Below are 20,205 nucleotides of genomic sequence, written 5' to 3' on the forward strand. Positions count from 1 at the left end.
AGGTGCCCCCGTGACGCCCGATGAACGGACATGCTAGACTGTTGCGGACTAATGATGAGGACGCGCCATGAAGAATTCCACTCGCGAAGATTTCGCCACGAAGGTTGACCCCGACATTCTGGCGTCGATGCGCGCCTTGGAAAAATCTGACGGACGTGGAATGCAAGCGCTCGTCGACGAAGCATTCTCCGACTACTTGGCAAAGCGCCGTCAGGAGAAACCCAGGCCCAATGTCATGGCCGCCTACGAATCCAGTATCGAGCCCTTTGCCCCGCTTTACAAAAAGCTGGCGGAATGACGGAGTACCTTACGCTTGTCGAAGTCCGCGCCATCCACGCCGACCAGATCCGGCGCTATGGTGGCTCGGAGGGGATCCGCGACCTGGGGCTTCTGGAAGCGGCGTTGTTTCGTCCCCAGAGCGGGTATTATCCCGACCTGATCGCGGAGGCCGCCGCCCTATGGGAAAGCCTCACCCAGAACCATCCTTTCGTTGATGGCAACAAGCGCGTTGGCTTCGCGGCGACGTATACCTTTCTCATGATCAATGGTTTCCGTCTCACCGTCGATCACGAAGAGGTCTTTACGTTTATGTCCGCGCGGTTCGAGACGAAAACATTCAACTTCGACCACTTGGCTCCATGGCTTCGGTCGCACACCTCAGCACTCGACAGAAATAGTTAACGCCCCCAATATTCCACGGCGTAGTCGAGATGACTCTTGATGGAACGCTCCAAGACGGCCTGCCCCATATCATTCCAATCGGTAATGATCCGATCAAAGTGCCGACCATTACGCAGTAGCGTGCCATCCTTGACGCCACGCACAGCGTTGGATTTTAAAATGAAGCAGGTCATTAGACAGGGGTGTTGTTCTTTTAAGGCGCCGTAGACGGTGTCCTTGGTGTCGATGGCATCCGTGTTCAGCCACGTACCCGTTTTCAGTTCAATGGCAACAAGCGGCAACAACTGCGGAGTTCCATCAACCACGGCTTGGCGGACGACCAATACGTCGACCTCCCTGGTAAAGATCTGAGACTTCCACTCGTCGCCCTTCTGCCAAACCGCGATTCTACCCGAGGGGATGGAACCCTTAGGGACAACCGCAAGGCTGTTCAGATCCAAGCGCTCCGCATCCGGACTTTCGGTGCGGGCGCTATCGCACCAGCGATTAAGCACCTCGCTGACGAAGTTGGTCACCTCTACATTAAATCCGTCTTCGTTCATCGACACCCTCCTGGCGGCTCTAGCTGTTGAGGTAGCTTATGCATGAATGCCGTATATAGCCCAGGTCCACCATTTAAGGTATAGTTTTCCTCTCCAACTTCACCATTCGGGTTGGTTCCCATAAAATGCAGAGGGCGTCACGATGGCGAGGGGACTTTCGGAATTATCTCTGGACGAGGTCGTTGCCGTTTTAATCGGGGGGGAGGCCGTCACGCTTTCGGAAGGCGGACAATTCGTGCTCGATAATCCCGATAGCCGTTCCCTATTGGCATTTTACAATCGCAACCGCATGTCCTACTGGAATCCCGACAAAGTCGCTTCAATCAGCGAAGGTGAGGTTGACCAACTTATTAACGCGCTGGGTCAACCTTATACGCCTCCCGCCATGCCATTGATGGCCGCGCAAGGGCGCCAACAGTGGCGATTAACTAAAATCGAAGCGCACCGATTTCGGGGATTGCACCGACACTGTGGGAGTGAAGGCAAAGATCCAGATCCCTTCTCCCACGTAATCGCGGGTGACGTTACTCTATTTCGCGGTTTCAATGGCGCGGGGAAGACATCGTTGCTCAATGCCGTGTGCTGGTGCCTGACAGGAATTGTGCACCACTCACAAGCGTTACCCTCGCCCCCTTACAATCAAATCAACGTTCAGGTGCAGCCGGATAACGGATTGTCGGGAGCTATACCGAGCACGTTCAAGATGCCGCCCTTGGTGCCTGTTCCTACCGACGAAGAACTTGCCCTCGTGGGCGGGACGCCAAAAATCGATACCTGGGTAAGATTAACCCTTCAGTCGATTATCGACCCCACCCGCGTGGTTGAAGTGGAACGCAGACTGATTCCACTCCCCAGAGGCAAGCTTGACGTTCAAATCTCTGGACTGGGGGATTTAGGCCTTGGTGACTTAGCGCTTCAGGCGGGAACGATCATGCCCGCCATAGCAGCCGCCATGCGTTTTGATGATAAAACCAGTTTATCACAGGCGGTAGCGACTTTGACTGGCCTCCGTCCGTTAGCGGCCTTCGGCGCGCGATGCGAAATCGTCCATGATCGGCTCACCAAAAAATTCACCAGGGCCGCGACCACGGAGCGCGACGATGCGGCGACGGATATACAGAATCAAATCGTCACGCTGAAAAATCTACTCGAAGCCCATACCAGCGTTCCTGCGTTAGATATGGTCGTAGGACCGAATATAAATTCACCGGATATCTGGAAGCAGGGTATCGCGGAAGCCAAGAAGGTTCTTGGTACCGCAGAAGAGGCAGCCAGGGTTGATGCGAAGGCACTCCTTGGCACAGTGCCTCAACACCGCGCTGAAGCCGATCTTCAACGATTCAACAACGACATTAACAAGGCAAGCGAACTCATTGGCGGACAGGCGATCAAGGCGCTCCCCACGTGGAGCAAAGCGATAAGGCTGAAAGAACTAACCGAGGCTGATCTCGCGACTGCGGAGGAGCAGATCACAGCCGTTATCATCGAAGCTGGCCAAATCGATAAAGGCTTGGGTGACACACGGAGAGCGGACCGGATCCGGCTCTATGGACTCGTGGCGAAATGGCACGACGAACATCACCCAGATCAGCCAATCCTCGCTTGCCCCGTTTGTGGAACCGAACTCAATAAGGAGCCCCATATCCCAGCGGACGCCCTCTTGGATATGAGTGTATTAGACGCACTGGAAAAGTGCCGTTCCGCTGATGCCGCCGCACTTAAAACCGCCAAAGAATGGGAACGCGATAAGGCACGGGAATTTGTCACGCAATTACCGGAGGGGCTGAGGGAGTTCGCCACATCACCCCTCCCGGATTCCACCCTTGGGCTATATGGCAATGCGCTTACCAATGAGCTTTTCGGCACCGACATGCCACAAAGCATGCAACCCTTGGGAAAACATGTCGCCAATATCTGGTCTTCCGCAATTGCCAATGCGGTGCCCATGCCGAGAGCCCGCGATACCGGCTTGCCGGATATCATCCCCGACAAGGAGGGGCTGCGCAAAATCTTGGGGAACATTGAACGTGCCATACGCATGGCTCGATATCGGGCTGCAAATGCCGATTTTATTGAGCAGGCCATTAAGAGGACGCTGATCGAAGCTCAAGGCCCGGAGGAACACGAAGCGATCCGTAAGCCCCTAAAAGAACAGATATCGGTCTTGCTGCGCTTCGCACAGTCCTCCACGTCCTTCCGCGCCGTCCGAGGTCAAGTTGAGCAGATTGAGGTGAAATGTAAATTTTGGGAGGGGAGGCAGGTGCGGATAAATGAGCTCGCCCGGGCAGCGAGGGCCATCCACCCCTTCATCGCGTTACCAAACTTGGTCCATCAACAGGTGAGCGGCCTTATCGAGCGTTTAAATGTCCGCGCAGCCTACTGGGCCGCGCTGATATACCGAGCGCAGTTTAACGGAGCTCCATCCTACGCGGGCCTTGACCCGGATCGGGTTGAAGCGTTCACACTGTTGGCCGCCAACGGCAAACATAGAGTCGCTGCCCATCACATTATGAACGCTTCTGCACTACGTGCCTTCCTGTGGTCGTTCGTGTTGGCACTCTGGGAGCAAATCTGGGCGAGCTCTGGTGGCATTTCGTGCCTGCTAATGGACGATGCCCAGGATCTACTTGATCCCGCTAACGTGGCCAATATGGCATCGGCTGTTCCCAAAATGCTTGAGGCAGGGATTAATCCACTGATCGCCAGCAATGATTTTGGCTTCCTGGCTTCGGTGGAAAAGCGCGTTAAGGCCATGGGTGCGGGAGCTCCACGAGTGGATGCGGTCGAATTCTCGGCAATTTCACGCTCCAAGCCGACAGCGGACATAAGGAGGTTAACGGATGGAGTCAGGGAAATCTTCCGCCGTTGGCAAGCCAATCAAAATGATCCTGACCTCTCTCGTCAGTTCGTCACCCCCGTGCGCGTTCGCATCGAGACCCGACTGTGGGACCTCCTTGGCGACGATCCGCAAGTTCTTCATGACCCGGCGCTAAACGACCTTCTGGGCAGGATTTCTCAGGCGCGGAAGAATGGGGAGCAGCCCTTTACCCACGAACCCTTTGGCAATCTCGTGGAAATGCGGTGCCTTCAACCAGGTGCCGATTTTCGCACCATTATTAACAATGCCCACCATAGGCTGGCGGAGCAAATAACACCGGGCGAAGCTGCGGTCGTGGCGGACCACTTTGACACGGTGCTGAAAGCGATTGACGCTTGCTGGAACACCTATGCAAGGCACATGCGGCGATTACCGCCAGACGAGGGAGATTTATTGGCGGGAGCCGGAGCTCCCACACCTCCCACAGCCATGACCTCGACGAATTCAAATTTCCCCATAGTGGGCCATTTAGCCGCGCACGACGTGGGGACCGCTCTCCCCGACCTGGAAGCGGAAACGGCTACGTTCCAGTTGGATGGGTTGGGCCAGATCGCCCTATACACACTCAGGACCAACACTTTGGGAATGGTCGCCCTCCAAGGGCAAACCCTTATCGTCTCCCTGGACGAACAACCAAACCGCGGAGATCTAGCCGTGGTTCAGACCGCCGGTAGAACCTATGCGCGCCGCATCGCTATCAATCGAGACGATCGAGCTCGCATCGTGCTGGAAACCCTTCAATCGACCGCCAACGTGCCCCCGACGCATTTTGTGATGCAGGCCACGTCCCGCGTACTCAAGATTATTGGCGTCCTATTTGATAACGCACAACCCGGTCGTGGTTCAGACGAAGCAATCCAAACCAATCGCTCGCAAATCCTCGACCAAGCGACGTGCGTCGCTCGGGTGGTCGGGGATGGTGCTTTCCCCTTAGCCAGGGACGGCCACCATGTTCTTATTGGTCCCGCTCCCGCTGGTCCGAATTCCTTGGTCGGCCGCATCGTGGCCGTGTTTGTGCAAGATGATCCCGCTTTCCCTCAGCGCAGAGGGTTTCTCAAGCGGCTAGGAAAGGCGATGCCGGGCCACGAAAACATACACTACCTTGAAAACGTTGGCCTTTTTGGCGAAGGAGAGTATGTGCAATTTCCCGGGAGCTCCCTGCCAGTGCCGAACGTTCCCATGGTCAACGATATTCTTAGAGTACACGGAGTGATATTCAAATCAGCCAGCGCCACAGCCTCGTTCGATTAATATTTTAAAGCGGGGAGTATATCGCTCCATCCCATTTCGATTATTCATTAAAGTATTATTCGTTTTAATATGAGGTGCAAAAAAGATCCCACCTCTCCTCGGTGCCCCTCTAGAATTTATAGAATGATAGCGATGGTAAATAATACTTACTGAAGACCCCCAGTTTTACTCAAAAATTTGAGCTAATTTAATCATGTGTGGACGTCGATATACTCCTGTGGCCTTCGGGGGGCATCGGGCACGGTAAATGCTCAGTATCTTCAACTTCATGGAGAGGAGCCCCCCATGAATAACGTTTACTTGAGCATCAAAGAGTTTTGTCGGCAGGCCGCCATCTCGCGATCCTACTATTACAAGCTTGCCAAGGCCGGAAAGGGGCCGACGAGCGTGACCATTGGTCGCAAGCGCGTCGTAACCGAAACTCCCTATGATTGGATCTGTCGCATTGCGGAAGGCGGAGATGAATTCCTCGCTCAGGGGAATATCCCCGCTCTTGCAAAGCCCCATGACTCCCCGACGGGAAAAAACAATCCCCCGAGACCCGTTCCGCGCCCGTCGCCAAGCGCACCGTCGCGGAAAAGATAGTCGTCCATTGAGGTGCGCGGTGGGAGGCGAGGCCCGCGGGTCGTCTCCCTCGCCCACCTCCTGGCGCCAATCTTTTTTTTCCTCCCGATCAAGGTCTCGCATACGGGAATTCCACGGAAGAGAGTCTGGAGAGGGCGGGGGTATATAGTAGTATTTATATGCTCACACATGCACTGCCTGGAATGCATGAATGTACTCCCTGTACTCCACCCCCTCTTCCATCTCTATAGGTTCCCATGAAGACCTTTGTTGTAATAGACTTTTAAACACGGTGTTACTGAGATGAAGTGTGTCACAGGAAAGAGGCAGAGGACTTTATTAGGCGGACAACTCGAGAATTACGTCTTGGAGGAAATCACGCCGGAGATCTTTCATAAGCTCATCGAGCGTATGCGCTCTTCGAAGGAATTTAGCCAGAAGATACTGCTTAAGATAATCGAGCGCATGGACGACATGCTCTTCCACTGCAAGAGAGTTCGCATCATCCGTTTCGACGTTCGTTACCCTGCGGCCTATAAGGCCTCCGGGAGTAACGAACAAATCGGAAAACTAATGAGAAACGCGAGGAGCCGGATGGAAGCGAAAGGTATTCTCTTCCACTACGTGGTTACTCGGGAGCAAGGGGAGAGCGCGAACCCTCACTATCATGTTCTCGCACTGCTGGATTACAAGAAGAAAAGAAACAGCTTTTCATTGTGTAAGGACATTGAGGCCGATTGGCTAAAGATACTCGATTGGCTCAAACAAAACTGCATACACAGATGTAAGGCCAACCCATCCTTACTCATTCGTCCCTCGACACTTGAGGATTTGGAGGGGTCCGGCTTAATGTGGTACTATCTAAAAGTTCTTAAGTACGCAGCCTATATCGCAAAGATCGAGTCCAAATCCAACCGCCCCAAGTATATAAGAGACTATCTCTGTTCTCCTCTGTTCAAGAGGCACACTATGTCGAACCCGCGAATTCAATCAGTATTGGAAAAAAACTCATGGCTGTCGGGTGTTTTGCCAACCCTGAAATATCGACCAGAGTATTTCCCGTTGTCTCGTGTTAAGCCCGTTAAGGCCACACCTCGTAAACCGCACCGTCGGGATTAAATTCCAATCGTCTCATCCCGCTCGATTGCTCGCGACGACAGCGGTTCCATTAAATCTCCAGCTTGGGCAAGGTCCGCACGATGGCCAAAGTTTCCAAGCTGACGGTGATGAGCCGTAAAAAGAGGTCCAGGGGGTAACGGGGGTTGTTCATGGTCTCGGTAGCCCAATCGTTGGCGTCGTTCACAATGCCGCTGGCTTTGTCGACTTTGACGCGTTGACGTTCCACCACCCAGTCCAACGCCGACTTTCCGTTAACCACATAGTCGTAAGCATCGAGCGGGATACCGGACACGGTGATCGCGCCGTTGTAGTGCAAGATGGATTTGTCCTTTCCGCCCTTGCCGCCATAGCGCATTTTTTCGACCCGGTAGCTCACGCCATCAGATTCTCCGGTAATGGTGACACCGGCATATTGGGGCGCCGCTTCGTAGTTCACATGCAAATCCCCGAGGGCCCGCCCTGCCTTAGAAAATGCCCAGAAGTCGGCGGCGACTTGAACGCTGGGAATACGCGGGAGTTCCTTACTCAGGTTATCGGCGAACCGGGCGCGGTAGTCCGGGGAATGCAGCAGGCCGTAGACGTAGTAGAATAAGTCTTCTTTGGTGATTTTTTCGTCTGGGTAGGCGTCTTGAAAATGCGCCAAGCCTTCGTCGGTGATGGCATCACGGCGTCTGTAGCCCTGCGCTTCGGCAGCGGCCATTTCTCCAGCCTCCGCGAAAAGATCTTCCATGCCGCTTTTGGGAGTAGTTTCGGATTTAATCGGCTCGTAAAGATACAAAGGGAAGCACTGAGTCCCACCATCTGTTTGGAGTTCGATTAAGTGATCCGTCATCAAGGAAAAATTTCCATTATTATTCAATCTTTGCTTGATAACGATCAATAAATTTTCAGCCTCCGCATATGGGAAGAGGCGTGGCATTTGGTAGACGCGCTCGTTGAGTGATCTGTTAAAATACAGCCACTCTTTGTTGAAGGGGCGGTATAACGAACTACACAGGCTTGATTCGTCAAACGAGACTTTTCTGCTATTAACCAAACCCTGGCGTAGGGAACTCGTCCAACTGATTTTCGTTGGATCCGTCGTGATCACGTTATCCATGACCGCTTCCCGGGATTTTTTATCCAGGCCGGGATATTCGGTCATAAGGCGATCCACCACGTCGTTATAGACGGTGACGGTTTTCTTAATATTGGTTGCGACGGTAGCTCGAGAGGCGTTGTAGCACCAAGCATCGCGCTGGGTTTTCACTCAGGCGGAATAGCTGGTGAAGAGCGTTTTTTCCGCTCCCCCCTTATCCCCCAGCAACCAGTGGGTCCCTAAACTATCATCCCGCTGTTTCAACCAATCCCCATGGTCGTCGGGGAGAATATGCCGCCAGCCATTCGCCTGGGTGATTCCCGCGATGCCGCCGAAGGCCTGGACCCGTTCGAGCTTTTCTTCCCGGGAGAGATAATCCCCGATGTCGTGGTAGAAAATCTGTCCCCGTTGGGTGGCTTCGGGATTTTTGACCAGGATAGAAATGGCGATGGGCGCTCGGCTGCCGCTGCCGAATATTTTCCCGCCTTCCTTGCGAGACAGTTCGCCCGAGGTACGTTGATTTCCCCGCAGGTGAAAAATATAGAGGCTGCTGAATTCCTCAGCGAGGCAGTAGCGCAGACCATCCGCCGTGTTGGCTTCGATAAACCCGGCGTTGGTAACGAAGCCAATGATACCGCTTTCTCCGATGCGGTCCGATGCCCACCGGAGGGCGCGAATATAGCTGTCGTAGAGGGCATTCTTATTCGTCGCGCGGGACCGCGCGGCGTAGGTGGAACGGATGGATTCATCCAAGGTCGGGTAGCCGACATTTGCGTTATTATCGTTTGCACTGTCCTGTCCCACCGAGTAGGACGGGTTGCCAACGATTACCCGAATATCCAGTGACTTTTGCCGCACGCGTCGGGCACTGTTGTCGACCAGTAATTTGCTGACTAAGTCGTCCTTCTCGTAAAGCTGGAAGGTATCGGTAAGGCAGATGCCCGGAAAGGGCTCGTAGTCCCCGCCAACGATCCCGTGATAGACCGCCTCGATATTAATCGCCGCGATGTAGTAGGCCAGCAGGACGATTTCGTTGGCGTGAATTTGCCCCCGATATTTTTCCCGCAATTCCTCGGGCGTCAGCAGGCCGCTGCTCATCAGGCGGGTGATAAAAGTGCCGGTTCCCGTAAAGGGATCCATGATATGAACGTCAGTACTGCCGAGCGTCTGATTAACTCCTGGCGCAACAGATGGTCCACACTATGGATAATAAAATCGACGACCTCCACCGGGGTATAAACAATCCCCAATCGGTCGGTCATGCGGGGGAAGGCATTGCGGAAAAACTTGTCGTAGAGTTCCACGACGATATGTTGCTTTCCCTCCAGCGTTTGTAGACCCTGGGCCCGGCGGCGGACACTATCGTAAAAGCGTTCGAGAGTATCGGCCTCGCTGTCCAGCCGGTGCTCCTGCAAGACTTACAAGGTGGCCTGCATGGCCTGGGAAATCGGATTGTGGCTGGCGAAGCTGTAGTCGTCGAATAGGGCATCGAACACCGGTTTGGTGATCAGGTGCTGGGCCAACATTTCAATAATTTCGGCATCGGTAATGCTGTCGTTGAGGTCATCGCGTAATTCCTCGGAAAAACCGGCGAAGGCCTCCCGCTCGCGGGTATTCTCGGGGTTATCGAGGATACCGGTAATACGGGTTATGTGCGTGCGGGCGATTTTCGCGATATCGGATGCCCAGTCCTCCCAGTGGTGGCGGTTGCCGCATTTTTCCACCACTTTAGAGTAAATCGCGCGCTCCATCTCGCCGACCTCGAAATGGAACTCCCCCTGGGTCAGACCATCCGCTCCCGGTTTCGGTGCCGTGCTTCCAATCGAGAAACTCCCCTTGCCGGACGGAACGGCACTGGCGGCGGGCATGGCCGGGCGGTGGATTTTATCAGTGACGGCGATCACTTCCATCCGACGCGGATCCGGGCCGTCGAATTCCATTTTATTGATGTGTGAGTCAAAGCGGTCATCGTGGGGGCGCAGGGCCTGGAGAACCTGCCACACCACTGGATAGGTGCGATTTAGTCTCCCGTGAAAAAGGGTGGTGTTCAGCGCTTCAAGCCACGGCTTGGAGCGGCTTTTCCATTCCGAAGAGAGGGAAGAACATCCGGGCCAGTTCCAGAATCCAGGCGCACAAATGTGCCAGCCACGCCAGAATGAGGCGGAAGTTATGTCCGGCGCCAGTGAGGATGGCGTTGATGCGGTCTCCATCCTTGCCCTGAAGGAAGTTTCGGTCCAATCGTCCGTCGCTCTTCAGATGGCCGATTACCGGTTCAATGGCGCTTCGGCGCTTCAAGCGCTTGCGGATGGTCGATGTCGGGGCCTTCTGGCCGGACATCCAAACCATGAAGCGGTCCATGCCGTGGCCGCGACACCCCTTGTCCACATAGACTTTCTCGACGGTTACTCCGGACCAAGCCTCGCTGGCCGCCACGGCGGCTTTCAGTGTGTGGCCATCGTGGGGGTTGCCGTGCAGGGCGTCGATGTGGGTGACGAATTGGCCACCCGGAGAGCGGGCGTTGGTCGTCGCCACGGTCACCTTGCAGCCGAATTCATAGGGTTTGTGGGCTTTGCCCTTGCCGATACATTCCACCTCCGGCGCGTGGAGGGAATAAACCTTGGGCAAGGGATCCCGGCGTTGCTGGGTCATCACCCGTTCGGCCAACCACAAGGGACGGCGGAAGACGTCCTCCAGGGCTTGATTTCCCGCGATCTTGCGCTGGATGTCGCGAATGACGCGGCCAAGGAACGTCTTGATCTTGCGCATTTCCCGCCGGGCACGTTTGTGCTGCTTGGCGTGCCGGTAACGGCCTTGCTTGATCTGAGCGGCCTTGCCCACCCGGACATAGCTCTGGCGGAGGGAAACTCCCCATTCCTTGGCCAGACCCACCAGCTTTTCCCGGGCCCGCGACATCAGCTTGGCGTCCGTTGGAAAGGTGACCGCCTTGGGCTGCACCGTTGTATCGACGGTGATCTGTTTCATGTCATTGGCCCGAAGGGCGCCCGTTCGATGGGCTGTCGCCAGACTTTCTTGGACGAGGCTCGCCAGCGCGTCGGGACCGATCCGCGCCCGCCAATTCGTCATGGAGCTGCGATCCATAGGCAGGCGGTGCTGAAAGAACGTCTCGCCACAAAAATACTGGAAATACGGATCATGGACCCACCGGTCGCAGACCCCTTCGTCAGACAGGTCGTACATGTGCTTCAGAAGATGTAGCCCCACCATCAACCGCGTCGGAATGCCAGGGCGTCCGGTTTCCGCGTAGCTGGCCGAAAACCGCTCATCGAAGAAGGACCACTCGATCCGATCGGCCAGCTTCACCAGCGCGTGGCCCATGTCGATGATCTGTTCCAGGCTGGACCGAAAAAGCTCTCCCTGGCTTTTTGAACTCCGCTTGCGTGGACGCACCCCGAACCTCCTTCGCCGCCTTCCAGTCCATGGAATCACGATCCTGGAAACAGGAAAAGCGCCAAATCCTTTTGCAAGGTTTTGGCGCTCCAAACGCGTTTTCCGGCAATTCCCGTTACTTCAAGAAACTCTCAAACCCGCAGATCTCCTAGGCTGCCGCCTTCTTCACAGGCGACGATTTATCTTTCAGGGCTTCGTCCGGTGACAGGTGTGACAGGTGTGACGGGATGACCACGGGCAGGATAACGTAGCCGCGCGTTTTTCCCGGCGCCAAGGTTGTCCACGCCCATCATGGCAGAATTCTCATGCCGCTACCGCATCGTTCAGCCCGCGAACAATCTGGATGATCTCCTGTGCCTGATCACGATCAAATATCCCGGCGATACCCAAATCGTTTAAATCGGTGAAGGGGCTCTCATAAAATCTGGTCGGGTCCACGTAGCCCTCTTCGGTCAGGCTATCAATCACGAGGTCGAGAAACTCAACCTGATCGGCGTTCAGCTGGTGACGGGCCACGAACGCGCTGAAGGCGTCCTTGGCGGCAACCTTGTCCAGACCGGTCAGGGAGCGCAGGAAGCGCCCAAGACCGCCTTCCTCGTCGAGTCCAGCGATAAGGGTGTCGTCAGCGATCTCCTGTTCGATGAGGATGCGCTGCAGTTCTTCGAGGTCCTGCTTCGTCAGGGCCTCGCCACGGCGAACCTTGATCAGGGTGATATGGTCTTGATGAGCGTCAATGAACCGTCGGACCTTCATCTTGAAGCGCGCCTTGTCCACGCCGCTCCCCACCTCCGGCATGGTGACTTCCGTCCCCGTTCCAATGTCATCCTCGAAGTCGGTGATGACGACCTTGCGCTCCTCCGGCTTGATCAACTCGGCCAAGTGGCGAAGGCGGCGGCGCACGGTCTCCAGGATCTCGGGGGTGATGTCCTCCCAGAAGGCGTCGGTCTGGATGTCGAGGATCAGCTCCATCTCTTTCGCGACCAGGGGCACGTTGTCCATGCCTTCCAGCGCCGAGGCAAAGCTGATGATCCGCATCTGCAATCGCGCGAAGGCTCCCGTCTGCTTCAAAAGCTCAAGCTGCGCGGTCAACATGAGCAGGTCGAACTGCTTGGCGGAAAGATTGCCGTCCTCAAAGGCGGTTGGCAACCCGGCGACCTCCTCGATCAAGGTCAGGCGATCATCGAGGGAAAGATCGTTCCAGGCCTTCGGGTCGCGGAACTTCTCGACACTGCGACGCTTGGCGCGGACAATGAAGTTGTCCAGCGGCATACCAAGGATCTCGTCATGGAGCCGCGTCTTGATGTCCTTGATCAACCCCTCGTGCGGCTCGCCCGAGTCCCCCAATGCCTCAATCAGTTCGACGCGCGAGCCGAACAGTCGCTCGCCGAGCGGCTTGGCCGTGGGACCATCCGTCTTGTTGGGGTTCTCCCGGAAGAACTCGAGGTTCTGACAGAAGTCGAAGATGACGAACTGTTGCTTATCCTCGCCCGGCCCAAACAGATCGGGGCACAGGCGGGTGCCACGACCGACCATCTGCCAGAACTTGGTCTTGGACCTGACGATCTTGAAGAAGACGAGGTTCACGACCTCCGGCACGTCGATGCCGGTGTCGAGCATGTCCACGGAGACGGCGATGTGCGGGGCCTTGTCAGCCTCGGAGAAGTCGTCGATCAGCGACTGGGCGTAGTTGACGCTGTAGTCGATCAGCTGGGCGAACTGCCCTTTGTAGTGAGGGTAATTCTCGTTGAACCGGTCGACGATGAACCGGGCGTGCTTGCTGTTCTTTGCGAAGATGATCGTCTTGCCCAGCCGGTCACCGCCCGCCACCTTGATACCGTTGCGCATCAGGTGCTCCAGCACCTTCTCGACGGTGTCCTCGTTGAACAGCCACTTGTTCAGATCGGCGCTCTCGACGCGGTCACGCCGCGTGCCATCCTCGTCCCATTCGATGGCGTCCCAGGCTTCCTTTTCCTCGTCGGACAGCTGGTTGTAATCGATGCCATCGCGCTGGAACTTCAGCGGCACGGAGATCGTGGTCGGCGGCACGAGGTATCCGTCACCCACGGCATCATCAAGGTCGTAGGCATCGGTCGGTACGCCCTTCTCAAGCCCGAACAGGGAGTAGGTGTCCTTGTCGATCTCGTCGCGCGGTGTCGCGGTCAGCCCCACCAAGAGGCTGTCGAAGTACTCGAAGATCGCCCGGTACTTTCGGTAGACCGAGCGGTGCGCCTCGTCGATCACGATCAGGTCGAAGTGGCCAGGGCCGTAGCGCTTCTCGCCCCCCTTACTCTCCTCGATCAGCCCCATCATGGTCGGATATGTCGACAGGCAGACCCGTGCCCCCGCGTGATCGTTCTTCTTGGTGTCGTGCTGTTCAAGCAGGTTGGCCGAGGGCGTCGAGGGCAGATGCGCCTTGAACGCCCCATGGGCCTGCTTCACTAGCGCGATCCGGTCGGCGAGGAAGAGTACACGCTTCACCCGGTTGGCCCGCATCAACTGGTCGATCAGGGCGATGACGGTCCGTGTCTTGCCGCTGCCCGTGGCCATCACCAGCAAAGTCTTGCGTTGAGCATCCCGTTCGAAGGCCTCACCCACACGGCGGATGGCCCGCTGCTGGTAGTGGCGCCCGGCGATCTCCGGGTCCACGTCGACTTTCGACAAGGGGCGGGCGTTCTCGCGGCGCTGCAGGAGCAGCTGCAACTCATCCTTCTTTAGGAAGCCCGAGATCCGCCGCGGTGGATAGGCCTGATCATCCCAGATCCAGTGTTCATAACCATTGCTGGTGAAGATCACCGGGCGGCGGCCATACCGCTTTTCCAGGCAGTCCGCGTAGAGCTTCGCCTGTTGCTGCCCCGTCCGACTGTCCTTCTTCGTGCGCTTGGCCTCGACCAGCCCCAGCGGTTTTCCGTCATCTCCCCAAAGCACGTAGTCGACGAAGCCGTCACCGCTCTGGTTCGGCATCCCCGTCACGGCGAACTCCCGATCCCGCTCCTGGTCGAGAGCCCAGCCCGCCTCGCTCAGCAGCAGGTCAATGAAGGTATCGCGGGTCTCGGCCTCGCCGTAGTCATGATCATCCTGAACCGCGCTGTTGGCCTTGCGCAGAGCGGCCATCTCCGCCCGCACGGCGTCCAGTTCGGCGTCCAGCTTGGCGCGCCCCTCCTCGGAGGCGCGAAGGGCTTCCTCGGCCTCCTCCGCGCGTCTGCGCTCGGCCTTGGCGTCCGCCTCGACCTTCTGGATCTGCGCCACGGTGCTGGCGGTGATCGTCAGCGACTTCTCCAGCTTTCCGGCGTCGAAGGTCAGCCCCGGGTCCGGCCGCTTGATCTTGGCATAGGTCCGGGCGATCCAGTAGCAGACGTGGAACAGCTCGCGGACGCTGGCGCTGGCATCATGCGCGCTCAGCGGCTTGCCGGTGTCATGGGCGGCGCGGTTGCCCTGGTCCTTGATGTAACGGGCCTTGATGACGATGGCGGGGCCGGTCAGGGCCTGCAGGCTCGGCTCGGCGATCATCGCGGCCAGGGTGTCGTTGTAGACCACCCGCAGCGCCGGGTCCGTCCGGTAGAGCCACTTCAGCGCCGTCTCCAGCGTCAGCCTCGCCCAGAAGCACGCGCCTCGTGGGTCGGACAACGCATGAGTCTCGGCCTTGCTCGCCGTCTTGAAGAGATGTGGAAAGTCCGCTGACAGAAAACTGAACTGGCTCATGTATCAGCCCCCTCAAAATCGAAGTCCGTTTCACCTGAAACAGCTTGCCCAATAGGAAAGATGGTTTCTGTGGTCACGAGCTGGCGCTTGGCCCGCTGGATGAAATGATTTTTGGCGGCACAGGTGAAGCTAGCGGTCATGTAATCCTCAGTCCAAATAAATCTTTTCTGGATCCATGGAGGCGCTCAAGTAAGGGGAAAGCCCTGTCAGAATTACAGATATCGAAAGGAGGTCGCGCATATCAACTTCGCGCAGTTGGCTGGCTGGTGTGCCACCGTGCCGAATTCCGGGATAGTCGGACGCAAATCCATAAAGGGCCTTCGCGGATTCCAGAACTTGAGCATGAGGCCAGACGGCCGCCCTGTCGCACATCGCGCCAAACGTGTTGGCCGTTCGCCCTGGGCATGTGCCACTTTTCACGTCCGCATTGTAAGATAGAATGTTCGGGTGCTGAGAGAGCATCGCTTCGAGTAGATTGAAGTGTGCCGCAATGCATTGCTTCACTTTCCGAGGCGAACGCTCGTCGTGCAGATCTCGGATCGTCTCCTCGAAGGCTGCCATTGGCTCGGCCAGAACGGCATCTTGAGCGCTAGATAACCTCAGGTCTCGCAGCATCTTTGTGAATAGCCCTGGCAGCGTGGGATATATCGCCATCCGACGATTGAAGGACGGGCGGCGAACATCGTACCGAAGGCTGAACTTCTCGATAAAGGTCTGAACAGCAACGAAATACGCATTCGGCAGCTGATCGCCACCGGCATCGTCGAAGGGCTTGAAAGACTTCTCCAGGGTTTCGACGATGGCGGACTCCGAGGGCACGTCGTCGAAAAAGTTTCGGATGTAATCCCGCGCGAGTTCGTCGTCCGTGCTGGCGTCCATGTACAATTCCCGTGCGGCTTGATACCGTTCGAAAGCAGCCTCGTACGCTGCCCTTGCCTCCAAGTCTTCTGGCAGGTGCAATTCACCGTCGTCATTGTACGACTGGTATGTCGGCTCGATTGGCGGCGTTGGCCTTGGTAGCGCGGACAGGAGAAGGTCCAGCCAAAGGTCTTCGACCTCGATCTCGTTCTCTTCAATGAACGACAACAGAGGGTCGAAGACCTCGAAGATCAGCAGACTTTGGACCCCCAGAAAATCACCGCGCATTACAGTTCTCCCCGGAAAGCGCGGTGCTGGAGAGAGGCGAAGAGGGCTTGTTGTGCGCAAAGGGCTGCCGTTAGCTCTTGGCGTTGCGGTTCGCACGCGGCGACCCGATCAGCGTACCGCTGCTGACAGTCGAGGGTAGGCAGCGGTATTTCTGCCTCTGACAGCGATTTTACGTTAAAGTGTTTTTGGACTTGTCCTACGCTACCAGACAGGACGAGTTGCCTGCCGTCGGAAGAGTTCAAGAAGTCACGCAGGTAGACAGAAAGTAGTTTAGTCCTATCTGGGCAGGCTATAAGAACATCGATGCAGTTAGCTCCATCAAGCTCGGATGGCACAATAGCGGCTAAGCCGGGCCTACCACTCCGGACCGCCAACACATCCCCAGCCGACACCTTCGATTTTCTGAGAGGGCCGTCATTGGCCTCTGGCGAGAAGAACACCAAGTCGGTCAAGTCGATCCCGGTTTCCTTGATATTGGTGCCTCGGATAGCCGGAATGCCATTGTCCTTATAATACGATGCAGGCTTAATCACGACCCCTACCGAAACACGGTGGCAGAGTTCTCCCACCGTAGATGTGGGTAGGCTCAGTGAATTGTTCCCTACATCCCCAAACATCTCATGAAAGATCGCCTGGCCGAGGGTGTTGAGTTTGTCGAGGGCGCGGGTGCGGAGGCGGCAGAGCTCTGCCGCCTGATCCAGTATCCCCGCAATCCGCTTCTGCTCCTCCAGCGGCGGGAGGGGGATTTCTACATCGCGGACGATGCCGCTGTTCAGGTTCTTGACCGTGGCACCCGCAGCGCGCGAAGCAAACTTCTGATAGATCGGCTCAGACCCCAGCAGGTGGTAGAAGTAGTCAGGGTGAATCTGGTCCGACTGGGGCCTTAAGAGCAACCATCCGTCGTGAATGCAGCCCTTTATCCCCATGATATACGGTTTCCCGAAGCTCATGGAGTTGGAGAGGATGAAATCGCCGGGTTCTACCTCTCGAGTTTTCTTGAGCCCCTCTGGTCTGATTTTTTTCTTAGTCTCATTGATGTACTTGTCGCTAGCCGTGGCGTCGCCGATCATCACCCAATTGAGACCATCGGGATCGTCAGTAATGAACTGGTCGATGGGACGCGGCGAGCCGCCGCGTGCAACTTCGAAGATTTCACCGATGGGAACCTCTGGCCAGCTCATCCCAGCATCCTCTCAAGCCGGTCCAGCCCCTCGGCAATCTCGGCCTCCAGCGCCCGCAGTTCGGCGATGATCTCGGACGGGGCCTTGTGGCTAACCTCCTCGTGCTCGACCTCTTTATACCGGTTCAGCGACAGGTCCCAGGAGCCGGTGGCGATGATGTCCGCGGCGGGCACCACGAAGCTCTGCGCGGTGCGGGGCCGCGCGGCCTCCGCCTCCCAATCGCCCCAGCGGGCGAGGATGTCGGGCAGATTGTTTTTCGCATGCTCCTCGGGGGTCAGCGTTTCCGCCGGGCAGGCCCCCAGCTTTTCCTCGTCAAGCAGCGGCGTGCGCTTGTCATCAAGGCTGAATCCGTCCGCCGTCATGTCGTAGAACCAGACGCCTTCGGTCCCGCCGACGCCGGTCTTGGTGAAGACCACGATGGCGCAGGACACACCGGCATACGGGCGGAAGACGCCCGAGGGCAGCTTGATGATGGCGTCGAGTTTGTGCTCCTCCACCAGCATGCGGCGAATGTCCTTGTGCGCCGTCGACGAGCCAAAGAGCACCCCGTCCGGAACGACCACCGCCGCGCGCCCGCCGATCCGCAGCTGTCGCAGGAACAGTGCCATGAACAGCAGTTCGGTCTTCTTGGTCTTGACGATCTTCAGCAGATCCTTGGCCGTGGTGTCGTAGTCGAGCGAACCCGCGAAGGGCGGGTTGGCCAGGATCAGGGAGTAGTCGCCCGCGTCGGTGCAGTGCTCTTCGGCCAAGCTATCGCGATAGGAGACATCGGCGTTTTCGACCCCGTGCAGGGTCATGTTCATCGCGCCGATCCTCAGCATGGTGGCGTCGAAGTCGAAGCCGTGGAACATGGACCGGTGGAAATGGTCGCGCTGTTCCTTATTGCGCAGCATCTCGGGGCAGTGGTCACGCAGGTATTCACTTGCCGCGACAAGGAAACCACAGGTGCCCGCCGCAGGGTCGCAGATGGTGTCGCCAGGCTGGGGTTTCATGATGTTGACCATCAGCCCGATGATATGGCGGGGCGTGCGGAACTGGCCGTTGGTGCCCGCGCTGGCGATCTTGCTCAGCATGTATTCGTAGACGTCGCCCTTGGTATCGCGATCGTCCATGGGAATGTCGTCGAGCATCTGCACGACCTTGGCCAGCAGGTTGGCGTTGGAGAAGCCGAGCCGCGCGTCCTTCATATGGGTGCCGTAGGAGGAGCCTTCCTCGCCCAATTGACGGAGGAAGGGGAAGACGTGCTCATCGACGATGCGCATTATCTCGCGGGCCTCGAAGTGCTTGAAGCGGGACCAGCGGAGGTTGTCGTAAGGCTCGCCCTTGTCGTCGGCACCGACCGGGAAGATGCGGCGGGACATGGGGGCGCCAAGGTCTTCGGACTTGCGCTCCTCGACGGTGTGAAGGTCGTCGAGCCGCTTAATGAACATGAGGAAAGTCAGTTGTTCGATCACGGAGAGGGGATTCGAGACCCCGCCGGACCGGAACGCGTTCCAGATCTGGTCGATCTGATTTTTGATTGTACCTGTAATCATTTGATATCCGTTATGATTTTCACACAATGATGAACCATGGGACGGCGCGCGCAACTGAGACCCACAACGCCTCAGCCTATCACTTTTTGTTACATCTCAATCTTTTTCGCAAACCTGGACACCTCGAAAAACCTCCTCCAACCGCCCGTCATGTGATTTTCTGTGAGAGGGATCTGTCAGGGAGGCGAGCATGCATGGCAATCCCACATTCTCGAAAAGTATTTTCCGTTAGCATTTTCCTGGGTTGTGAAAAACCGTTTTTCAACAATAATTTGTTTCTATCTCTGCATATTCTGCGTTTCGGGCACCGAAATACCACTCGCGTCCTCCTCGACAAGAGCGTTTCGGCTCTTCGACCGCCATATTTTTTCCTCATTTCATGGGAGGTTGGCACTTCATGGACACTGTTCCACAAGCGCGAACATTGGAATAATTTATTCTAATAAACGTGGCATCTTGCGCCGTCACACCAACTCAATTCCCGCCGCCCCGTGACGAGCTCAGCCCCGGGCTCGCCTCTCGCACGCTATTGGAAATTCGAAGCGGTGCCATGCCATGCGACTTCTTGTTCCATGATCCGTCTTTTAGGCCATAGCCGTACTACCAACCGTCACCCATTGGGGGCTCGCGGCGCCCCGGAATGCATCCTATCCAGCCCGACCGTTCTTCTTTATTTAGGGGACTTCCACTCCCATCCGTACGCGGATATTCATGAAGTGAAGACATGCGAGGGATGGAATTTCAGTAAAGCTGATTATGGTTTCATTAAAAAACATGATGATCTAATAAAATTTTACATGACTTTTAGTATTATTATGGGCATTGTCGCAATGAAAATATCTGGGAAGAAGGCTCCTTGTTACAATAACAAAGGCAGGACAGTCGAGTTTACTCTTCAAAACTACAGGATTTGGCTAACGGCCTATGCTGTGCGTGCGGGAACGCGATGAAATGATAGAGACAGTGGCTAAGTTAGTGTGGCCTCGCCCCACCAGAGTAATTGCTCACGGGGTTGGCGAAATCGGTTGGCTGACGGCCTGGGTTGTGATTCAACCTTTGTATGAAAACGCCCCGGACATATCGACTTAGCGAAGCGGAGAAAGACGCCTTGCTGCTTGAGCAG

Annotated in this window: 15 protein-coding genes; 4 read left to right on the forward strand and 11 right to left on the reverse strand. The window is 56.5% G+C overall.

Annotated features, from left to right (window positions below; all coding sequences use genetic code 11):
- Window positions 1-67: 67 nt before the first annotated feature.
- Both ACLIRY_RS20765 and ACLIRY_RS20770 read left to right on the forward strand, forming a co-directional pair.
- Window positions 68-298, forward strand: a complete 231-nt coding sequence (locus ACLIRY_RS20765) for a hypothetical protein (RefSeq protein ID WP_413207343.1) — start codon at window positions 68-70, stop codon at window positions 296-298.
- Window positions 295-681 (forward strand): type II toxin-antitoxin system death-on-curing family toxin, encoded by a 387-nt coding sequence (locus ACLIRY_RS20770; protein WP_413207344.1) that lies wholly within the window; start codon window positions 295-297, stop codon window positions 679-681. Before ACLIRY_RS20765 ends, ACLIRY_RS20770 begins: the two co-directional genes overlap by 4 nt.
- On the opposite strand, the gene ACLIRY_RS20775 is transcribed toward ACLIRY_RS20770, so the two are convergent.
- A complete protein-coding gene (locus tag ACLIRY_RS20775; protein ID WP_413207345.1) occupies window positions 678-1,223 on the reverse strand; it encodes a hypothetical protein in 546 nt (181 codons plus the stop codon). The two genes, ACLIRY_RS20770 and ACLIRY_RS20775, sit on opposite strands and share 4 nt — an antisense overlap.
- A 142-nt stretch (window positions 1,224-1,365) precedes the next feature.
- Here ACLIRY_RS20775 and ACLIRY_RS20780 point away from each other — a divergent pair, with 142 nt between their 5' ends.
- Window positions 1,366-5,352: an ATP-binding protein gene (locus ACLIRY_RS20780; RefSeq protein ID WP_413207346.1), complete on the forward strand. Its 3,987-nt coding sequence runs from the start codon at window positions 1,366-1,368 to the stop codon at window positions 5,350-5,352.
- 930 nt (window positions 5,353-6,282) lie between these two features.
- On the forward strand, window positions 6,283-7,035 hold the full coding sequence (locus tag ACLIRY_RS20785; protein ID WP_413207347.1) for a hypothetical protein: 753 nt from the start codon (window positions 6,283-6,285) through the stop codon (window positions 7,033-7,035).
- Between the two features lie 49 nt (window positions 7,036-7,084).
- On the opposite strand, the gene ACLIRY_RS20790 is transcribed toward ACLIRY_RS20785, so the two are convergent.
- From ACLIRY_RS20790 to ACLIRY_RS20835, 10 genes are all read right to left on the reverse strand, one after another.
- Window positions 7,085-8,284 (reverse strand): type ISP restriction/modification enzyme, encoded by a 1,200-nt coding sequence (locus tag ACLIRY_RS20790; RefSeq protein ID WP_413207348.1) that lies wholly within the window; start codon window positions 8,282-8,284, stop codon window positions 7,085-7,087.
- Window positions 8,285-9,253 carry a hypothetical protein gene (locus ACLIRY_RS20795; RefSeq protein WP_413207349.1) on the reverse strand — a complete coding sequence of 323 codons (969 nt, stop codon included), beginning with the start codon at window positions 9,251-9,253 and terminating at the stop codon, window positions 8,285-8,287.
- A complete protein-coding gene (locus ACLIRY_RS20800; protein WP_413207350.1) occupies window positions 9,211-9,528 on the reverse strand; it encodes a hypothetical protein in 318 nt (105 codons plus the stop codon). Before ACLIRY_RS20800 ends, ACLIRY_RS20795 begins: the two co-directional genes overlap by 43 nt.
- 3 nt (window positions 9,529-9,531) lie before the next feature.
- Window positions 9,532-10,053 carry a hypothetical protein gene (locus tag ACLIRY_RS20805; RefSeq protein ID WP_413207351.1) on the reverse strand — a complete coding sequence of 174 codons (522 nt, stop codon included), beginning with the start codon at window positions 10,051-10,053 and terminating at the stop codon, window positions 9,532-9,534.
- A gap of 115 nt (window positions 10,054-10,168) precedes the next feature.
- Complete coding sequence (locus ACLIRY_RS20810) at window positions 10,169-11,521, reverse strand: IS5 family transposase (RefSeq protein ID WP_413207352.1); 1,353 nt, start codon at window positions 11,519-11,521, stop codon at window positions 10,169-10,171.
- A gap of 303 nt (window positions 11,522-11,824) precedes the next feature.
- Window positions 11,825-15,220 (reverse strand): DEAD/DEAH box helicase family protein, encoded by a 3,396-nt coding sequence (locus ACLIRY_RS20815; protein WP_413207353.1) that lies wholly within the window; start codon window positions 15,218-15,220, stop codon window positions 11,825-11,827.
- Window positions 15,217-15,360 (reverse strand): hypothetical protein, encoded by a 144-nt coding sequence (locus tag ACLIRY_RS20820; RefSeq protein WP_413207354.1) that lies wholly within the window; start codon window positions 15,358-15,360, stop codon window positions 15,217-15,219. The genes ACLIRY_RS20815 and ACLIRY_RS20820 overlap by 4 nt, the downstream gene beginning before the upstream one ends.
- A gap of 7 nt (window positions 15,361-15,367) precedes the next feature.
- Window positions 15,368-16,366: a hypothetical protein gene (locus ACLIRY_RS20825; protein ID WP_413207355.1), complete on the reverse strand. Its 999-nt coding sequence runs from the start codon at window positions 16,364-16,366 to the stop codon at window positions 15,368-15,370.
- Entirely contained in the window at window positions 16,366-17,547 is a 1,182-nt protein-coding gene (locus ACLIRY_RS20830) for a restriction endonuclease subunit S (protein WP_413207356.1), read from the reverse strand. The genes ACLIRY_RS20825 and ACLIRY_RS20830 overlap by 1 nt, the downstream gene beginning before the upstream one ends.
- Complete coding sequence (locus tag ACLIRY_RS20835; RefSeq protein ID WP_413207357.1) at window positions 17,544-19,082, reverse strand: type I restriction-modification system subunit M; 1,539 nt, start codon at window positions 19,080-19,082, stop codon at window positions 17,544-17,546. The genes ACLIRY_RS20830 and ACLIRY_RS20835 overlap by 4 nt, the downstream gene beginning before the upstream one ends.
- Window positions 19,083-20,205: the final 1,123 nt, after the last annotated feature.

This window comes from Rhodospirillum sp. A1_3_36, from assembly GCF_047263945.1.
In the GTDB taxonomy this organism is placed as follows: domain Bacteria; phylum Pseudomonadota; class Alphaproteobacteria; order Rhodospirillales; family Rhodospirillaceae; genus Rhodospirillum.

Bases quoted from the DNA above. Each gene is read 5' to 3' on its own strand.
- ACLIRY_RS20765 (WP_413207343.1), top strand. From the start codon at position 68: ATGAAGAATTCCACTCGCGAAGATTTCGCCACGAAGGTTGACCCCGAC.
- ACLIRY_RS20770 (WP_413207344.1), top strand. From the start codon at position 295: ATGACGGAGTACCTTACGCTTGTCGAAGTCCGCGCCATCCACGCCGAC.
- ACLIRY_RS20775 (WP_413207345.1), bottom strand. From the start codon at position 1,223: ATGAACGAAGACGGATTTAATGTAGAGGTGACCAACTTCGTCAGCGAG.
- ACLIRY_RS20780 (WP_413207346.1), top strand. From the start codon at position 1,366: ATGGCGAGGGGACTTTCGGAATTATCTCTGGACGAGGTCGTTGCCGTT.
- ACLIRY_RS20795 (WP_413207349.1), bottom strand. From the start codon at position 9,253: ATGGATCCCTTTACGGGAACCGGCACTTTTATCACCCGCCTGATGAGC.
- ACLIRY_RS20805 (WP_413207351.1), bottom strand. From the start codon at position 10,053: ATGGAATTCGACGGCCCGGATCCGCGTCGGATGGAAGTGATCGCCGTC.
- ACLIRY_RS20815 (WP_413207353.1), bottom strand. From the start codon at position 15,220: ATGAGCCAGTTCAGTTTTCTGTCAGCGGACTTTCCACATCTCTTCAAG.
- ACLIRY_RS20820 (WP_413207354.1), bottom strand. From the start codon at position 15,360: ATGACCGCTAGCTTCACCTGTGCCGCCAAAAATCATTTCATCCAGCGG.
- ACLIRY_RS20825 (WP_413207355.1), bottom strand. From the start codon at position 16,366: ATGCGCGGTGATTTTCTGGGGGTCCAAAGTCTGCTGATCTTCGAGGTC.
- ACLIRY_RS20830 (WP_413207356.1), bottom strand. From the start codon at position 17,547: ATGAGCTGGCCAGAGGTTCCCATCGGTGAAATCTTCGAAGTTGCACGC.
- ACLIRY_RS20835 (WP_413207357.1), bottom strand. From the start codon at position 19,082: ATGATTACAGGTACAATCAAAAATCAGATCGACCAGATCTGGAACGCG.